Source organism: Pseudomonas sp. P5_109, assembly GCF_034009455.1.
Taxonomy (GTDB): Bacteria; Pseudomonadota; Gammaproteobacteria; order Pseudomonadales; family Pseudomonadaceae; genus Aquipseudomonas.
Map to the genome: position 1 here is coordinate 3,399,375 of NZ_CP125380.1, position 16,223 is coordinate 3,415,597.

The following is a 16,223-nucleotide window of genomic DNA, read 5'->3' on the forward strand; positions in this document are numbered from 1 at the left end:
CTGCGGACCGGTCGCTAGTTGATCTGCACAATGACCGGACCTTCCGTTACGACTGGCGGGTTCGCGTGGATATGCGAGGTGTTTTTCTGAACCCACTCACGCGCAACTTTCAGGCTCGCATCACTGCCGGCCTTGTCCGTGCAGACGGTGATAGAAGTACCACCATCACCGGTATTGAGCAGTGTGTAGCTTACGAGCCCGGGGACTGTCCGCAAGGTAGCGTCGATGTCGACTTTGCGCTCTTCCATAAGCGCGAATAGCTGCTTGGCTCCAGTACCCAGGTAGGTTCTTATCACTGCATACATGGTCGTCTCCTTTGGGAGTACCGTCTTGATGCCAATGCAGATCTGTTGATGGCTGCAATCACCCTGATTTCAGTACGCCCTGATTCAATAAGCTTAGCCAAACGCCAGCGACAATCGACATGCAACGACCACCGGCCACCGTTGACCGACTGTGTCTGTCATGGAGGGTGGCTTGAGGCTGTGGACTCAACCGATCGATGCGCCAGATTGACTCAATCATTCAGCGGGTGATTCGCGGGTCAGTGTTTTGCGAGGGCAGCGATTTATGCCACGGATAGCCCTTTGCGCTGAGTTGGAAGGCGTAATCGAACAAACGCTTCATATACTCGCCATCGAATTTACGATCGTGCGCAAAGTCAAAGTCGGAGCCAATGTAGGCAAGATTGAAATCCGCTCCATCCTGCTGCGCCATACGGTAGATTCGATCCAGGTCGCTGACCCCCTGGGTTTGAATCAATGTACTGATGGCTCGACCGCCGATGCTCAATGTACGGCGCTTTGTCCCGGACCACTGAGGGTCCAGTGTGCCATTGCGAATGACGTAGAAGTGACGTTCGAGTCGTAGAGGGGCATCGGTGGATTTGTTCAGCGCCATCAAGGTGCTAGGTGGGTAAAGAAACACTTGAGTAATTACCCCTCCGTCCACGTGCATTTCGTGAAACTGTTTGCCTTCAACCTCCACATCGATCATGACGGGTGAAACAGCACCTGGAATGCTCATTGACGCAAGCATGATATTGCGAAACAAGTCGAGCGCTCCGGGTGTTTGGCTAGAGGCAATAGCGCCCATGTTCCAAGTGACTGGCCGCCCTGAATCAAGGTCAGTTGTGCCGATCAGCAGTATTCGTCCTTTGGCGTATTCCGACGCGATCGCCGCAAGAAGCTGCGCAGTGACGTATTTTGCGATGAGCCGCGACAGTGGCTTGCTGTCCGCAATACCGTCGCTCGCAAAGCGGGTCAGCACGTTTCGCGAATGAAAAATGTCTTTTGGACCGATCCCGTTGGAGACATGACGAATCACGCCGTCGTACTCGGACCCCAGGTAAGCGAACGGGGCGACCAGGGCACCCGCGCTAATGCCCGTGACGACCTTGAACATCGGGCGGGTCCCATGCGTGGTCCATCCAGCAATCAGTCCCGCTGCGAATGCGCCTGCATCGCCACCGCCGGAAACCGCCAGCATGTGTGCCAGCGGCAGGATATTGTTCGGCTTTCCAGCCTCGGCGAGCACCTGGCTCTCACGCTTGTTGGACTGAATCGCATCGACGATGAAAGGCGTCCGGTCGTGGTCCAACCGGTAGCGAGCATTAGGGATGCCCGGGATGACGGCTTTTTCCGTCAAGGTTGGCGGAACAGCGTCCCGGCGTGGCAGGCACGCTTGCAGAAACATGTCCAGAGAGGCGCCAGGTCTGAGCGGAAATGGTTTCAAATCGCCTCCTCCGGCCCTGCCGGCGAGCCTGGCTATCGCTGAGAGCTTTTGATCATGGCAGATGAACTTGGTAGATGATGTTCTTGAGCGTAGTGACATACAGCCTTATACGCACCTACCAAGCGTCAGCTTTCGACTGTGGACTCAACCCAAAGCGGACACAGGGCAACATCACTGAGAAGAACCTGGGTTGCATGACCGGCTACTCCTGGCCGATAGAAACCTGTCGCTGCTCCTCAGGCGTAAGAGTGGCCGGCTTCGCCGCCAATACGACTGGATTTTTTAGATAAACACATTCCCAACCAGCGATTAGTCATGGACTATAGGGGCTTTTTTAGCTGCCTCTTCATGAGGCAAGCACTGGTAGCTTCAGGAGCCCGTGGATGAACATCAAGATTGAAGCGCTGATCGCTCGCAAGATCGGCTTCGCTTCCCACCAGAACGCCATTCCGCTTGTACGAGAATTGAGCATTTGGAACCAGGAAGAAACAAATCTTGAAAATCTGATACTGACTTTAAGCACCGACCCGGATTTCGTTGAAAGCCGGACTTGGCATATTGACCGTATTCATGCAGGTGATCGCCTTGGCATCTCTGAACGCGACATCAAACTTAACGCTGGCTATCTGTCCGGGCTGAGTGAAAGCCTGAGCGCCGATGTGGTCATGCGCTTGTCCCAAGGCGAGAACCTGCTTGTCGAGCAGCGCTTTCCCACTGAGCTGCTCGCTCGCACTGAATGGGGTGGTTTGAGCGCCATGCCGGAGTTGCTGGCGGCCTTCTGCATGCCCAATGATCCAGCGGTAGACCGAGTGCTCAAAGCTGCTTCTCAAGTCTTGCGGCGTGCAGGAAAGAAAGACGGCATTGATGGCTACGAAAGCAAGTCACGCACACGCACATGGGAGCTTGCCTCCGCCATTTGGTCCGGGGTGTGCAGCTTTCAGTTGAGCTATGCATTGCCGCCAGCCAGTTTTGAGCAACAGGGCCAGAAGATCAGGCCGCCAAGCGTCATTCTGGAAAACGGCGTGGCAACTTGTCTGGACACGGCATTGCTGTTCGCCGCGGCTTTGGAGCAGGCTGGATTGAATGCCCTGCTTATCATGACGAAGGGGCACGCATTTGCAGGCGTTTGGTTGCAGCCTCAAGAGTTTTCCCAGCTGTTGACTGACGAAGCATCGGCAGTTCGCAAACGCTTGGATCTGAAGGAAATGGTGGTTTTCGAGACCACCTTGGCGACCCAATCGCCGGCTCCGAATTTTAGCCAAGCGGTCGCAGCTGCGCAGCGGCAACTCGATGATGAGCAGTTCATCATGGCCATCGATTTGCACCGTGCCCGGATGCAGAAGATCCGCCCAATGGCGCTCGTGTCAGCCGTTAATGCACCCGATGTGACCGACGATGCTCCGCCAGCTGTCGAGGGGTTGGAGGAAGCCCCGGCACTGCCAGGGTTCGATGTCGAAATTAACGAGGGTAACGAAGGCCCAGCCGGCAAATTAACGCTGTGGCAACGCAAGCTCCTCGATCTGACTACGCGCAATCGTCTACTGCATTTGCCAGACAGCGCTAAAGGCGTACGTCTTCTCTGCCCGGATCCTGCCGCTCTCGAAGACCTTCTTTCGAGTGGCCAGCGCATTCGAGTGGTGCCGGTACCTGAGCTCAATAGCAGTGGCCGTGATGTGGCCGTGTACGAGCAGCAGAATAATGTAAGCCTGTTGGACGAAGTCGCCCGTCAAGCACTCGCACGGGGTGAAGTGCTCGCCAGCCTGGAGAAGATCAAGCTTGAAGCAACCCTGATTGAGCTGTTCCGAAAGGCGCGCAGTGATCTGGAGGAGGGCGGGGCAAACACGCTGTTCCTGGCAATCGGCTTTCTTAAATGGAAGAAAAGCGCAGAAGACCCGAAAACCTACTCCGCACCACTGATTTTGCTGCCGGTAAAACTTGAGCGCAAAAGTGCGTTGTCTGGTGTAACGCTGACGCTACTCGACGAGGAACCTCGTTTCAACCTGACTCTACTTGAATTGCTGCGCCATGATTTTGAGTTGGTGATACCCGGGCTCGACGGCGAACTGCCGAGTGATGAAAGCGGCATCGATGTGACCGGCATCTGGAACATGGTGCGGCGAGCGGTACGCGATGTGCCCGGATTTGAGGTGAGCACCGAACTGGTTTTGGGTACCTTCTCATTTGCCAAATACTTGATGTGGAAGGACCTGAATGCCAACGGGGCGCAGCTACTGCAAAGTCCATTGGTCAAACATTTGTTGGAGCCTAAAGAAGCCGGTGAGGGCTTCTCTGGCTCAGACGAGTTTCCTCGGCCGGATCGCCTGGACTCATCAGTAACGCCTGCTCAGCTTTTTGCTCCATTGCCAGCTGACTCTTCGCAGTTGTCTGCCGTGGTGGCTTCGGCCAGCACTCATAGCTTTGTAATGGATGGGCCTCCGGGAACCGGTAAGTCGCAGACCATTGCCAACATGATTGCGCATAACCTTGCGCTAGGCCGTCGCGTTTTGTTCGTGGCAGAGAAACGGGCCGCCCTTGACGTGGTTTATCGTCGCTTGGCAGAGAAGGGGCTGGGCGAGTTTTGCCTGGAGCTGCACTCAAGCAAAGCGTCCAAAGTTGAAGTACTCAAGCAGTTGGATCGCGCATGGGATGTGAGTGACGCATTGAGCGCCGAGGATTGGGAGCGTGAGGCCGCTCGATTGCAAACGCTGCGGTCGCGACTTAATCAGTTGGTCGAGGTCTTGCATCGACGCTGGAGCAACGGTCTTTCCCTGCATCAAGCGATTGGTCGCGTCGTGCGTGATCATGGTCCTCAGACGCCGAGACTGGCTTGGCCTCCAAGCACGCAGCACGATGCCGCCGAGTACGGCCAGTTACTTGACCTCTCGCGTCGGCTCGGACTTAACGGTGTTGCTGCGCGCGACCTGTCAGGAAAGTTTGGCGCTCTGGCGCAGACCCAATGGTCAAATGCCTGGCAGGCAGAGATCGCCAGCACCTCACGTGAGTTGCCGCAGGCTCTTGACGCCTTGAATGATTCGAGTGAAAGGCTGCTTAAGCTTACGCACCTGCCGTTGTCGACGGCCGAAGTAATCCAGGTCCAGCAGTTAAATGAACTGGCTACTCTGATCCTGGAATCCCATGGCCTGAACCTTTCGTTCGCATTCGCTCCCGATGCGGTCACACGAATCGACGCAGCCCGACGTGCTTGCCAGCTGATCGAGAGCTATCGCGAGCTGGAAGAAAGCCTGTCGCTAAATTATGCCGACGAAGCCTGCCGTCGCATTCCATTCGAAGTAATTAACAATGAATGGCGAGAGGCTGAGGGTAAGTTCTGGTTCCTGGCTACTTTCGCCAAGAAAAAGGTCGCCAAGAAACTCGCCGTTTTGGGTGGCGCGGCGGGCTTGCCGGACACGCTTGGTGACCTCGCCGTTTTCGAGCGCCTGCATTCTCAGCTAGTGGAACTGGACGCTTTGGCAAGTGACATGCAGTCGATCCCTGGCTGGCAAGGTCTGACCAGCGACACTTCCCGTACACTACGAGCCATCACACTGGCTGAAAGTCTGCGCGGGCTGCTGAGTGGTTTGGCTGAATCACCCGACCATTTGGTTTCATTGCGCGGCGCAGTTGCGCGCCTGGTCATCGATGCCAATGAAATGTTGGCGTCGGGCGGGCAAATCAGTGCAGCGTTATCAGCGTTGCAACAGAGCTTGTCACGCTACGAGGAGGCCGCCAGGTTGTTTGCTGGTTTGGCTGCAACGAGCACAGAGACGCATCCGAGCGTTGCTGCCCTGCGGGCCACTTCTCTTTCCATACAGCAGCAAGAATCGCAGCTAAAAGATTGGTGTGACTGGTGTCGTGTGCGCGAGCAGGCTGGCGAGGCCGGTTTGACCAGTCTGGCTCAAGCATTGGAAACAGGCAGCCTTTCACCATCGGCAACCGAGCATACCTTTGTCACTGCCTATGCTCATTGGTTTGCGACACAGGGCATCGACAGCGAACCGGTTTTGAGAAACTTCGTGGCTGCCGAGCACATGAGTGACATCGGGACTTTCGTTCGTTTGGACGACGAACTCGCGAAACTGACGGTGCGTTATATCCGGGCCAAACTATGTGGCCTGATCCCTTCCAAGAATGACATCCCCAAGAGCAGCGGCTTCGCCATTCTCAAGCATGAATTGCAGAAGTCCCGCAGGCACAAACCCGTCCGACAGTTGGCTATTGAGATGGGGGACGCGCTGAATCGCCTCGCACCGTGCATGCTCATGAGCCCACTGTCGATTGCGCAGTTCTTGCCTGCCGACCAGCCCCCATTCGATCTGGTCATCTTCGATGAAGCTTCGCAGATTGCTCCATGGGACGCGATCGGTTCGATAGCGCGTGGCAAGCAGGTAGTTATCGCCGGTGACCCTCGTCAGATGCCGCCTACGAACTTCTTCAGCCGTGGCCCGAATGCAGGCGATGACGACACAGCAGAAGACATGGAGAGCATCCTGGACGAATGCTTGGGAGCCGGGGTGCCGAGCCACAGTTTGAGCTGGCACTACCGCAGTCGCCATGAAAGCCTGATTGCGTTCTCCAACCATCGTTATTACGACAGTAACCTGATTACCTTCCCGGCTGCTGAAACCCGGGCAAGTGCTGTTGAGTGGCGCAGGGTTGAAGGCGTGTATGCAAAAGGGAAAGGGCGTTACAACCAGGTTGAAGCAGAAGCCATCGTCAGCGAGACAGTCAAACGTCTGACCGATCCTGCGTTCATCGCTGCGGGTCATTCAATCGGGATCATCACGCTCAACTCTGATCAGCAAAAGCTGATCAACGACCTGTTGGACGCTGCCCGTAAGCAATACCCACAGATCGAGCCGTTCTTCCAGGACACCCAGACAGAACCGGTTGTCGTCAAAAACCTGGAGACGGTCCAAGGCGATGAGCGAGACCTGATCATGCTCGGGATAGGGTATGGCCCCACCGAGCCGGGTGCCCAGGTCATGTCGATGAATTTCGGCCCCCTCAACAAGGACGGTGGATGGCGCAGGCTGAACGTCGCCATCACCAGGTCCCGACGAGAGATGTTGGTGTTCTCATCCTTCGATCCATCAATGATCGACCTTAACCGGACCAATGCTCGCGCGGTCCGGGATCTGAAGCACTTCATAGAGTTTGCGCAGCGAGGGCCTGGAGCCTTGGCAGAGGCGGTACATGGCTCGGTTGGAGGATACGATTCGCCGTTCGAAGAAGCTGTTGCCCAAGGGCTACGCCGTCTCGGCTGGCAGGTAGTCCCACAAATTGGAGTGTCGCGTTTCCGCATTGACCTGGGCATTGTTCACCCTGACCGTCCAGGCGACTACTTGGCTGGCGTCGAATGTGACGGCGCTACTTACCACAGTGCCGCCACTGCTCGGGATCGGGATAAAGTCAGAGGCGCGATTCTCAGCGGCTTGGGATGGAATCTGGTGCGACTGTGGTCCACGGAATGGTGGGTAAACAAGGAAGGCGCGTTGCAGAAGCTGCACTTGGCTCTGAACGACCTTCTGGCGCAATCCCGAGTCGAGGCAGTCGGTAGTCAAGTATCCGAGGAACCACCGGTCGCTCCTATCGTTATCGATTTCTCAACCGACTCCAGCATCAGTGATGAGTTGCCAGCAGTGCCCGTTAGCTCCGTGAGTAAATTGCCGGTGGAGATTGCAGACGTTCGCATAGCTCGCGCTCACAGTGATCAGCCTATTAATCTGGGGCAGAGAGGTGAATATCGTGTCGCCGATCTTTCTTCTCTTGCGCACATGATCCAGCCCGAGCAATTTCATTTGCCTGATTACAACCCGGTGCTCCGTCAGATCATTGAAGAGGTGCTGCGCCAGGAAGCCCCAATTCTCGACGCACTTTTGGTCCAGCGTATCGCTCGCGCGCACGGTTTCCAGCGATCAGGGCGCCTTATTCGAGACAGGGTGCTGGAACTGGCCGAACAGCACCATCACGTTCAGCAGGCGGGATTTGAGGAGGTATTCGTCTGGCACGCCGAGGGTGATGTGATGGAATGGGCGACATACCGTGTTCCGGCATCGGCCAATGACTCGCGATCAATCGAGGAGATTGCGGCGGAGGAATTGCGTACCGCCGCGAGCATTATCGATGCGGGGGACCCAGCCTTGGAGGTCGCCAGGTTATTAGGCGTCAGACGACTCACTGGGGCGGCGCGTGAGCGCATTGAGCGAATCCTCAACGCATAGGATCGGATCACAGGGAGCCCGGCGCTAACCGGACCTTGAATATTGACGCAACTGCGCCGGACTCACGCCAAGGCGTTGCTTGAAGGTGGTCGTCATGTGCGCCTGGGAGTTGAACCCGCAGGCGTAGGCGATCTGCGTCAGCGTGGCCGTCGAGTCGTGCATCAGGGCCCGGGCCCTGGCGAGTCGTCGGTCGATCAGGTAAGCATGGGGGCTTTTGCCGGTGGCGTTTTTGAAGGCCCGCATGAAATAGCCTTCGGACAATCCAAGCAGGCCCGCCATCGCCGATACACTCAACGGGCCATCGAGGCCGGCATCAATGAACTCATCGAGCAAGCGCATGCGGTTGCCGGTTATCGAGCCATGGGGTGCCGTAGACTCGGCTTCGCTCCCCGTCACCCGTTCGGACAATGCCAGTGCCCAGGCCTCCCAATCGTCCTCCACCGAGGCCTGCAACAGCGCGGCGCGTATTCGCCATGCGAGGGCTGTGGCTGGCTGATCGATGCGATTGTTGAAAGCGCGATCCCCCAACAATGCGGTACCGTCAGTGCGCATCACCCGCAGGTATTCACCGCCCCTGGGTGATTCGGACAACACGTCACACCCGACCGGGACGAACGCCAGGCCGTTGGGCATGGCATCGAACGGTTGCACCCGGTCGCTGCCGATCGCGTGCCGGCCTCGCTGGCTGTCGAAGGCAAAGCCAATTCCCGCCTGGGTCGCTACATATCGGGTCGAGTAGGCGCAGCCGGGGAGCAATTCGATCGCCCAGGGGCCGGCCTCGATGCGGCGGACCGGTTCGGACAGAAGTGGTGGCAGGCGGTTTCGATGGCTCATGAACGCCATAGTAGTGAAGAGAGGGCACAAAAGTCAGGTCGGTTTTTTGAAAGCCTGCGTACTGCACCCGTGTGCAGACTGGGCAAAATCCCAGGAAGCATGACTCATGCACAGACTGACTCGCGACGATATCGAACAGGCTGCACGCCACGTTTACCAGGTCATGCCGGCCACCGCCCAGTACCCTTGGCCCTTGCTGGCTCAGCGATTGGGCTGCACGGTGTGGGTCAAGCATGAAAATCACACGCCTACCGGTGCATTCAAAGTGCGTGGCGGTATCACCTTCATGCACTGGCTCAAACGCGAGCACCCGGGGGCGAAGGGCATCGTCAGCGCTACCCGCGGCAACCATGGCCAGAGCCTGGCGCTGGCGGCGGGCGCACTGGGGTTGCGGGCCTTGATCGTTGTGCCGGAAGGTAACTCGCTGGAAAAGAACAACGCCATGCGCGGCTTTGGCGCGGAAGTGGTCGAGTATGGCCGCGATTTCGATGATGCCCGTGAAGAGGCCGCACGCCTTGCGCTGGTGCATGACCTGTTCCTGGTGCCGCCATTTCACACTGAGCTGGTCAAGGGCGTCGCCACCTATGCGCTGGAGCTGTTCAACGCAGCGCCGGACCTGGACACCGTGTATGTACCGATTGGCTGTGGATCGGGCATTTGCGGGGTGATCGCCGCCCGCGATGCGCTGGGCCTGAAAACCCGGGTGGTGGGCGTGGTTTCCACAGAGGCGGCGGCCGCACAGCTATCGTTTGACTCCGGGGCCCTGTGCGAAACCGCCTCGGCAACCACCTTTGCCGACGGTCTGGCCGTACGCAAGCCGGTGCCTGAAGCCTTTGCCGTCTACGCGCAAGGTGCGGCGCGGATTGTCGCGGTCAGTGATGCGCAGATTGCCGAAGCCATGCGCGTGTATTACACCGACACCCACAACCTGGCTGAAGGGGCCGGTGCGGCGGCGCTGGCGGCGCTCATTGCGGAGCGTGAAGCAATGTCGGGGAGGAGGGTGGGTGTGATCCTGTCCGGCGCCAACGTCGACAGATCGGTGTATGCGCGGGTGATTTCGTGAAGGGGGCTATGGCCGTGGTCGCATAAATTTGAAATGCACGGCGTTGCCCGACACAATCGCGCCCCGATCCGGCCAAAGGCGCCGGACGCTCGTGGTGAAAAGGGGCCGCAGTTGAACGAACAGACATTGTCCATGCGCCTGGAACGCGTGGCGGCACATGTGCCCGCCGGCGCGCGCCTGGCTGATATCGGCTCGGATCACGGCTACCTGCCGGTGGCGTTGCTGCGCCGTGGCGCCATCGCGGCGGCGGTGGCCGGCGAGGTAGCGTTGACGCCGTTCCACGCGGCCAACCGCACCGTGCGCGAGAACGGCCTGGAGCCGCAGATCACCGTGCGCCTGGCCAATGGCCTGGCGGCCATCGAGCCGGGCGACGGGATCACGGCAGTCAGCATCTGCGGCATGGGCGGCGAAACCATCCGCGACATCCTCGACAGTGGCAAGGCCTACCTGAGCGGCCAGGAGCGCTTGATCCTGCAACCCAACGGCGGCGAGCAGCCACTGCGCCAATGGCTGATGGAAAATGGCTATCGCATCCTCTGCGAGGACGTGCTGCGGGAAAATCGATTCGACTACGAAATCATCGTCGCCGAGCGCGCCGGTCCGGTGACCTACACCGCCCAGGAGCTGTACTTCGGCCCGTTGCAGATGCAGGCCCGCAGTCCGGCGTTCCTGCTCAAGTGGCAGCGCAAGCTGCGCCAGAAGCAGAAGACCCTGAGCCACTTTGCCCGGGCGCAGCAGGCCGTGCCCGAGGAAAAGGTGCAGGACCTCGCGCGTGAGGTGCAGTGGATCAACCAGTTGTTGGCTTGAGGAAGAGTAGGGCACTGCTCCTCAAGACCCTCGATTCAGGATGGGCGTGGCAGAGTCCAGCGTGACACATCAAAGTGATGGATCGGGCGCATCACTCTTCTTCCCGGAGTGCGTTGATCCGCCCTGACTTTTCTGCCGCCAGCAGTGCGGCATGGTCTTTCGCATTTTGATTGGCATAGGCGATGGAAAATTTGCCGATGGCCTGGTCGAAGGAGTCCAGTTTACCCAGGTAGCCACTGATGAGCGCGGCATCCCCGGATTTGGCATGGGCACGGGCCAGGGTATGCCCGCACCACTCGGCGTATATCTTCATCCGAGCGGCGGAAATGCCTTCGATGGGGGCTGACATTTTCATGTCGCGCAATTGGCGTACGAAGAAGTGCCGGCCATTCTGTCCGCGTGTCCAGCCCAGGAAAATGTCGCTGGAAGACTGCATCAGCCGCTGCCCGGTGACCACACGCTGCCCCTGGTTCTCGTATTCGCTGTTGCCTGCATAAGGTGCCAATACCGAGGGGCAGGCTTCCTTGAATTGCAGGAGCAAGGGGTGGTTTTCCGCAGAAAAAAACAGGCCGACAAAACAGTAGGTGCCCACGCTCCCGATGCCGACCGCTTTGACCGCAACGTCTTCGAGGCGGTACCGATCGAAGAGCACGCGTCGTTCATGGGACAGCGACAAACGATAATCCTGCAATGCGACACGAACTCGTTGCTTGAAGCCTTTTTCATACACATGAAAAAGCACGGGTGGTTGATCGATCAGGCGCCGTCTCCCGCCGACTTCGCTGCTGATCTTGGGGTAGAGGTAATCCCCCAGACGCATCCTGGCCTTTGCTACCAGTTGTTCGCGTATCTTCCTGATTTGCGCATTGGGCGCCATGTCGATGATCGCTTGGGCATCCAGGCGGTCATACCAGACATCCAGCGGGACCATTTTCGAAAATTTGCGCAAGCCTTCGCGGTAAGCACACACGCATTTGACGGCAATGCCCCGCGCCTCTTTGTCGCTGAGCCGGTTATCACGTGCGGCCACGACAAAACTGATTGCCAGGCGTTTGACGTCCCACTCCCACGGGGCAGGGAGTGTTTCGTCGAAATCGTTGATGTCGAAAATCAGATTGCGCTCGGGTGTCGCGAACAACCCGAAGTTCATCAGGTGGCAATCGCCGCAGGCCTGCACCTCGATGCCAGTGGTCGGGGTAGTGGCCAGGTCATGCGCCATCAACCCCGCGGAACCGCGCAGAAAAGTAAAAGGGCTGCGCAGCATGCGCCCGTAGCGCAGCGGTACCAGGTTGGACAGTCGATAACGGTTGGATTCTTCGAGCAGTTCGATAGGGTCGCGGTGTTTGCCTGGCGGTTTCCATTCGCAGTGAGCCGCATGGGGCAGGCGTTCGCGTAGTTGTTCACCGGCGAACAGGCGCTCCTTGCGCGAGAGAAAAACCGACTCGTCACCGGTGTCGTCGTCGACAGACTTGCTTTTGCGGGGGGGCATGTCCACTCCTTTGCTCAACGAAGGCTGACTCCCTCGGGCGCAGGATCTGGTAATGCGACTGTTCCATCAGCCTTCAGGGCACGCCTGCACGGGTGTTTCGGAAAGAGTCGAAGCCGTTGTTCAAGCGTAGCAGTTCCGTTCCGGGATGCTGTATTGCCAGCATTGAATGGGCGTGACGGCGAGGGGGCAAAGTTCGCTGTTTGCAGGGTCAGACGGAGTGAGTTCCGTGCAAAAATCGAATTTTTTTTTGGCCTGAAAAATGAAACGTTTCAGCCGCATGGGACGGCAGTTTCAGCCAATGAAACCGGGCTTGCGAGGGCTTGGATGGAGTACCGTCTGTCGAGGTTTTTGTTCGAAAAATGAACGATCGGGATATGCTGGGCTCTGATCTACCAGCAGGCGGATCCCTGGAGCTTCGCACTGTACTCCCTAGTAACTAAGAAAAAAATTGGACGAATACCTCATCTGCATTGAATGGAATGCTCATGGGGATTTTTTTTACCTGAGACCTGGAGTGATAGTATGTTGTCATCACTGACTCGCTGGTCGAGTCGCTCTCTCCTGTACGGCTAATACCCAACTATTCTAGTTGCTTTAATTCTAGTTGCTTTAATCAATGTGAGTTTGATTGTGCAGGCGTGATTAATTATTTCGCGTGCCTGGGGCATGGTCAATTCACACTGCCGCAATAAGTGGAGATGTAATCGTGGATATTAATACAATGATCGGCCTGCTTGGCCAGAAAGAATCCATGGAGTTTATGCGTTTAGGAGTTGTATACGTACACCTGTTGGCTTGTTGCGTAGCTATTGGTCTGGTGTTTGCCAGCGATGTTGCAATGGTCAAGGATCTATTGAAGGGCCGTGTGTCGTCCGGGCACGATAATGATCATATGGCCAGCCTGCAGAAGTCTGTTTCCAATGCGTTGCTGTTCTTGTGGATCTCCGGTGCTGCGATTATAGGCATTGATTACCTTGATAAAGGCATGACCTATTTTGCCAACCCTAAACTTCAAGCCAAAGTCATTATTGTCTTGTTGCTGACATTCAACGGCATGCTGTTGCACCGTTATGTATTGCCGGCAATGCTGAAGGCCGGATCGTTGCTTGATCTCCACGTCAATGTACGCATGTTTGCCCTGTTCTCTGGCGCACTGTCCGGCGTGTCCTGGTTGTATGCCGCCATGCTCGGTGTCGGTCGACCACTGGCCTGGAAGTACTCGCTGACCGAGTTGCTGATGGCCTATCCGGTATTGATCGTACTCGGCTTTGCAATGATGTTGGCGCTGACCCAGTGGGCCCGCGGCCGCAGCGCGGCAGAGCCTGCCGAGGAAACCTGGTTGTTCGCGGGAATTCCTGCACGATGAGCGGACGTTAGTCCAGGTAAAGACGGTTCAAGCCGTTTGCACCTTTGAAACATCAGACCCCCTCCATGCGAGGGGGTTATTGTTTTTGCGGCCGATTGTTGTCCGTTCAGCCCCTGGTACGGTGACGAAGGCTCGCGAATCGCAAGACTCACCAGCAACCTGGCCTTCGGCAAGGCCTACAAGCCGATGCTCGAACGGCTCGGCCTGACCTATACGCAATACATCACCCTGGTGGCGCTGTGGGAGGAAGACAACCAGACCGTGGGCAGCCTCGGCGAAAAGCTGTTTCTGGAATCCAATACCCTCACGCCAATCCTGAAGAAGCTCGAGGCGATGGGTTATTTGCTGCGCCAGCGCGATCCGGAAGACGAACGCCAGGTGCGGATCAATCTGACCAACGAGGGGCGAAAACTGCGAGAAGGCCTCCGTGAAGACGGTTTCCCGCAGACCGGTCTTGATCCCGACGACTTCGTGCAAATGCAGAAGGCCATTGTGAAGTTACGCGGTAATCTCATCCGCACGACGAAAGACCGCGAGTAAGCGCTATCCAAGCCATCCGCTCAGCAACGCTGCGCCCAATGCAACCAACGCGGTGTTGAGACAGGCCAGCGCGAAGCCAAACCTCACCAGCTCGCTTTCTTCCGTAGCCTGGGTTTTAGCCAGTCCCAGGATCAGCATGACAATCGACAGCGATCCCAGTGCAGCGTGGCCTGCCGCGCTGTTCTGTACCGCTGCCAGCAACAGGCGAGAGGGTTCGGGCAACATGGCGATAGCCGGCATGAAAATCGCGTTGCCGCCCACGTTCGACCCGGTCATGTAGCCTGACAGCGCGCCGAGCAGCGCCACCAGCGATGTCGCGGCGGCGGGCGAAAGACCCGCGAGCAGCTGCATCAAACCCGCCAGGAAGCCGGCCTTCACCATCATCTGCGACATCGCGAGAAAGAAGAAAATGGTCAACAGCGGCCGCTTCGCGCGCGCTGCCAACGCGGCAGGCACGCTGACATCTGACGCGGCCCGGCGTTGACTGTCGCGCGTGTGCACCCCCAGCCAGACCAACAGCAGAAGCAGTGCCAGCCCGGGGGAGGCCAGTGGTTTCCAGGAGACCTGGGCGCCCTGTACGACCCAGAGATCCTGCCAGGCGGTGAGCGTCCACAGCGTCTTCAGCGCGACAATGCAGACAATCAGCGCCAGATACGGCCATGCCTGACGTGGCCACTGCACCGCACTGCGTTCACCGTCGCTGCGGTGCAGGCGCCACAGCCCGGCGCAGAGTACAGCGGCTGCCGTCACCAGGCCCGCGGCAACACCGGCAACTTCCGGCCCCAGCCAGCGACTGGCACCGTAGAGCACCCCCACAAACAACAGCCAGAAAGCGCCCAGCGCCGTCCATTGCCGTGGCTCACGGACGCCGGCCAGAAATAGCGACATCGCACTGAGGGCCAGGAACACCGGTGCGCTGGTGAGTGCCGAGATCGAAGCCAGCGCGGTGACGTCCAGGTGAGCCAGTGAGGCGCCGATGACCGATGCCAACCCCAGCGTTCCCCACGGCATGATCGCCATGCCGGCCAGCGCCATGCGCAGTGCCACCTTGCGCTCGAACAGGCTGAGCAGCAGCGGCACTGTGGCGATCAACGACACACCGAAGCCGGTCATGGCTTCCAGCAACGGTGCCAACCCGAGGACGATGAATGCCACCTGATCGCCACGTCGCAATCCCAGTGAACGCACCCATTGGCTGACCGCCAGGTTGATGCCCAGGCGCTCGATATAAATCACGAAAGCCAGGCCCGGCACGATCACGAACGCGGTACTGGCGAACAGTACGGCGGTATCTTTTGCGGCAGCCACCATGCTGCCCAAGTGCCAGGCGTCGGCAGCGCCGGCGAGCCAAAGCACCACGACCAGCAGCGAACCGGCGATGGCGGCGTGAACGGGCGGCCGGCGCAGTACGACGAGCATGGCCGTCACCAACAGGACAGGGGAGAGATGGAACAGTGCGACCATGGGAAAAATATCCTGTGTGAGTTCCCTTCCAGGCTGCGAATGCAGGCTCTGGGCAAGATAATATTTCTCACGTCTGGATAAAGGGTCGCGGTTTTCTGCTAGTTTTCGAGAAAATTTCTCGCGGGGCGATCATGGCAAAACACGACGCTGCATCTGAATCACTGGATAAATTCGATCGCGCAATCCTGGAACTGGTCCAGCGCGACAACACCATGGCGCTACGCCTGATAGCCGAACAGGTCAATCTCTCCACGGCCGCGGTCCAGCGTCGCATCAAACGGATGGAAGAGAAGGGCGTCATCACGGGCAACATCGCGATCGTCGACCCCACCGCCGTAGGGCGCCCGATCACGATCATTGTCGAAGTGATGACCGAGCGCACCAGTCTCGCGGAACTGGAAGCGATGAAGGCACACTTCGCGGTGCCTGAAGTTCAGCAGTGCTACTACGTTACCGGCGAAGTGGATTTCGTCCTGGTGCTGACCGTTGCCAGCATGCAGGAATACCAGGCCTTGGCGCGGCGCTTGTTCGCCGAAAATGCCAACGTGACCTGGTTCAAGACCATTGTGGCGCTGGACCGGGTGAAAGTCGGGCTTGCGGTGCCGAGCACGCCAGGCTAACCGCTGGTTCAATCCTTGCGAGTGCCATTGACCCTGAGCCAGGCCGCAATACTCCGGATGCGGGCACGGGGTGGCGGCTGGATTC

The 16,223-nt window shown here is 58.1% G+C and carries 10 protein-coding genes and 1 pseudogene; 6 read left to right on the plus strand and 5 right to left on the minus strand.

The genetic code is table 11. From position 1 onward, the window contains the following. Nucleotides 1-14: 14 nt before the first annotated feature. The gene (locus tag QMK54_RS15330; RefSeq protein WP_320402853.1) at nt 15-305 is read right to left on the minus strand and encodes a hypothetical protein; all 291 of its coding nucleotides are present in this window, start codon (nt 303-305) and stop codon (nt 15-17) included. Nucleotides 306-525: 220 nt separating this feature from the next. Next, the gene (locus QMK54_RS15335) at nt 526-1,734 is read right to left on the minus strand and encodes a patatin-like phospholipase family protein (protein WP_320402854.1); all 1,209 of its coding nucleotides are present in this window, start codon (nt 1,732-1,734) and stop codon (nt 526-528) included. A gap of 383 nt (nt 1,735-2,117) precedes the next feature. Here QMK54_RS15335 and QMK54_RS15340 point away from each other — a divergent pair, with 383 nt between their 5' ends. Continuing rightward, nucleotides 2,118-7,955 (plus strand): DUF3320 domain-containing protein, encoded by a 5,838-nt coding sequence (locus QMK54_RS15340; protein ID WP_320402855.1) that lies wholly within the window; start codon nt 2,118-2,120, stop codon nt 7,953-7,955. Between the two features lie 24 nt (nt 7,956-7,979). Here QMK54_RS15340 and QMK54_RS15345 read toward each other — a convergent pair whose 3' ends face one another. Beyond that, a complete protein-coding gene (locus QMK54_RS15345; protein WP_320402913.1) occupies nt 7,980-8,798 on the minus strand; it encodes an AraC family transcriptional regulator in 819 nt (272 codons plus the stop codon). Nucleotides 8,799-8,895: 97 nt separating this feature from the next. Here QMK54_RS15345 and QMK54_RS15350 point away from each other — a divergent pair, with 97 nt between their 5' ends. Together QMK54_RS15350 and QMK54_RS15355 are read left to right on the plus strand one after the other, a co-directional pair. Next, the gene (locus QMK54_RS15350) at nt 8,896-9,852 is read left to right on the plus strand and encodes a threonine dehydratase (protein ID WP_320402856.1); all 957 of its coding nucleotides are present in this window, start codon (nt 8,896-8,898) and stop codon (nt 9,850-9,852) included. 111 nt (nt 9,853-9,963) lie between these two features. Further along, the gene (locus QMK54_RS15355; protein ID WP_320402857.1) at nt 9,964-10,659 is read left to right on the plus strand and encodes a tRNA (adenine(22)-N(1))-methyltransferase; all 696 of its coding nucleotides are present in this window, start codon (nt 9,964-9,966) and stop codon (nt 10,657-10,659) included. 91 nt (nt 10,660-10,750) lie between these two features. On the opposite strand, the gene QMK54_RS15360 is transcribed toward QMK54_RS15355, so the two are convergent. Beyond that, nucleotides 10,751-12,148 (minus strand): DUF2252 domain-containing protein, encoded by a 1,398-nt coding sequence (locus QMK54_RS15360; protein WP_320402858.1) that lies wholly within the window; start codon nt 12,146-12,148, stop codon nt 10,751-10,753. 721 nt (nt 12,149-12,869) lie between these two features. On the opposite strand from QMK54_RS15360, the gene QMK54_RS15365 reads away from it, so the two are divergent. Then, on the plus strand, nt 12,870-13,514 hold the full coding sequence (locus tag QMK54_RS15365) for a hypothetical protein (protein WP_110660913.1): 645 nt from the start codon (nt 12,870-12,872) through the stop codon (nt 13,512-13,514). Between the two features lie 150 nt (nt 13,515-13,664). Further along, nucleotides 13,665-14,054: pseudogene (locus QMK54_RS15370) on the plus strand (MarR family winged helix-turn-helix transcriptional regulator); the annotation flags it as partial. 3 nt (nt 14,055-14,057) lie between these two features. Here the strand turns inward: QMK54_RS15370 and QMK54_RS15375 are convergent. Then, nucleotides 14,058-15,518 carry a transporter gene (locus tag QMK54_RS15375; protein ID WP_320402859.1) on the minus strand — a complete coding sequence of 487 codons (1,461 nt, stop codon included), beginning with the start codon at nt 15,516-15,518 and terminating at the stop codon, nt 14,058-14,060. A gap of 131 nt (nt 15,519-15,649) precedes the next feature. Between QMK54_RS15375 and QMK54_RS15380 the strand changes: the two genes are divergently transcribed. After that, nucleotides 15,650-16,138 (plus strand): Lrp/AsnC family transcriptional regulator, encoded by a 489-nt coding sequence (locus QMK54_RS15380; RefSeq protein WP_103393470.1) that lies wholly within the window; start codon nt 15,650-15,652, stop codon nt 16,136-16,138. The last annotated feature ends 85 nt before the right edge of the window (nt 16,139-16,223 follow it).

Bases quoted from the DNA above. Each gene is read 5' to 3' on its own strand.
- QMK54_RS15330 (WP_320402853.1), bottom strand. From the start codon at position 305: ATGTATGCAGTGATAAGAACCTACCTGGGTACTGGAGCCAAGCAGCTA.
- QMK54_RS15340 (WP_320402855.1), top strand. From the start codon at position 2,118: ATGAACATCAAGATTGAAGCGCTGATCGCTCGCAAGATCGGCTTCGCT.
- QMK54_RS15345 (WP_320402913.1), bottom strand. From the start codon at position 8,798: ATGGCGTTCATGAGCCATCGAAACCGCCTGCCACCACTTCTGTCCGAA.
- QMK54_RS15350 (WP_320402856.1), top strand. From the start codon at position 8,896: ATGCACAGACTGACTCGCGACGATATCGAACAGGCTGCACGCCACGTT.
- QMK54_RS15360 (WP_320402858.1), bottom strand. From the start codon at position 12,148: ATGCCCCCCCGCAAAAGCAAGTCTGTCGACGACGACACCGGTGACGAG.
- QMK54_RS15365 (WP_110660913.1), top strand. From the start codon at position 12,870: ATGATCGGCCTGCTTGGCCAGAAAGAATCCATGGAGTTTATGCGTTTA.
- QMK54_RS15375 (WP_320402859.1), bottom strand. From the start codon at position 15,518: ATGGTCGCACTGTTCCATCTCTCCCCTGTCCTGTTGGTGACGGCCATG.
- QMK54_RS15380 (WP_103393470.1), top strand. From the start codon at position 15,650: ATGGCAAAACACGACGCTGCATCTGAATCACTGGATAAATTCGATCGC.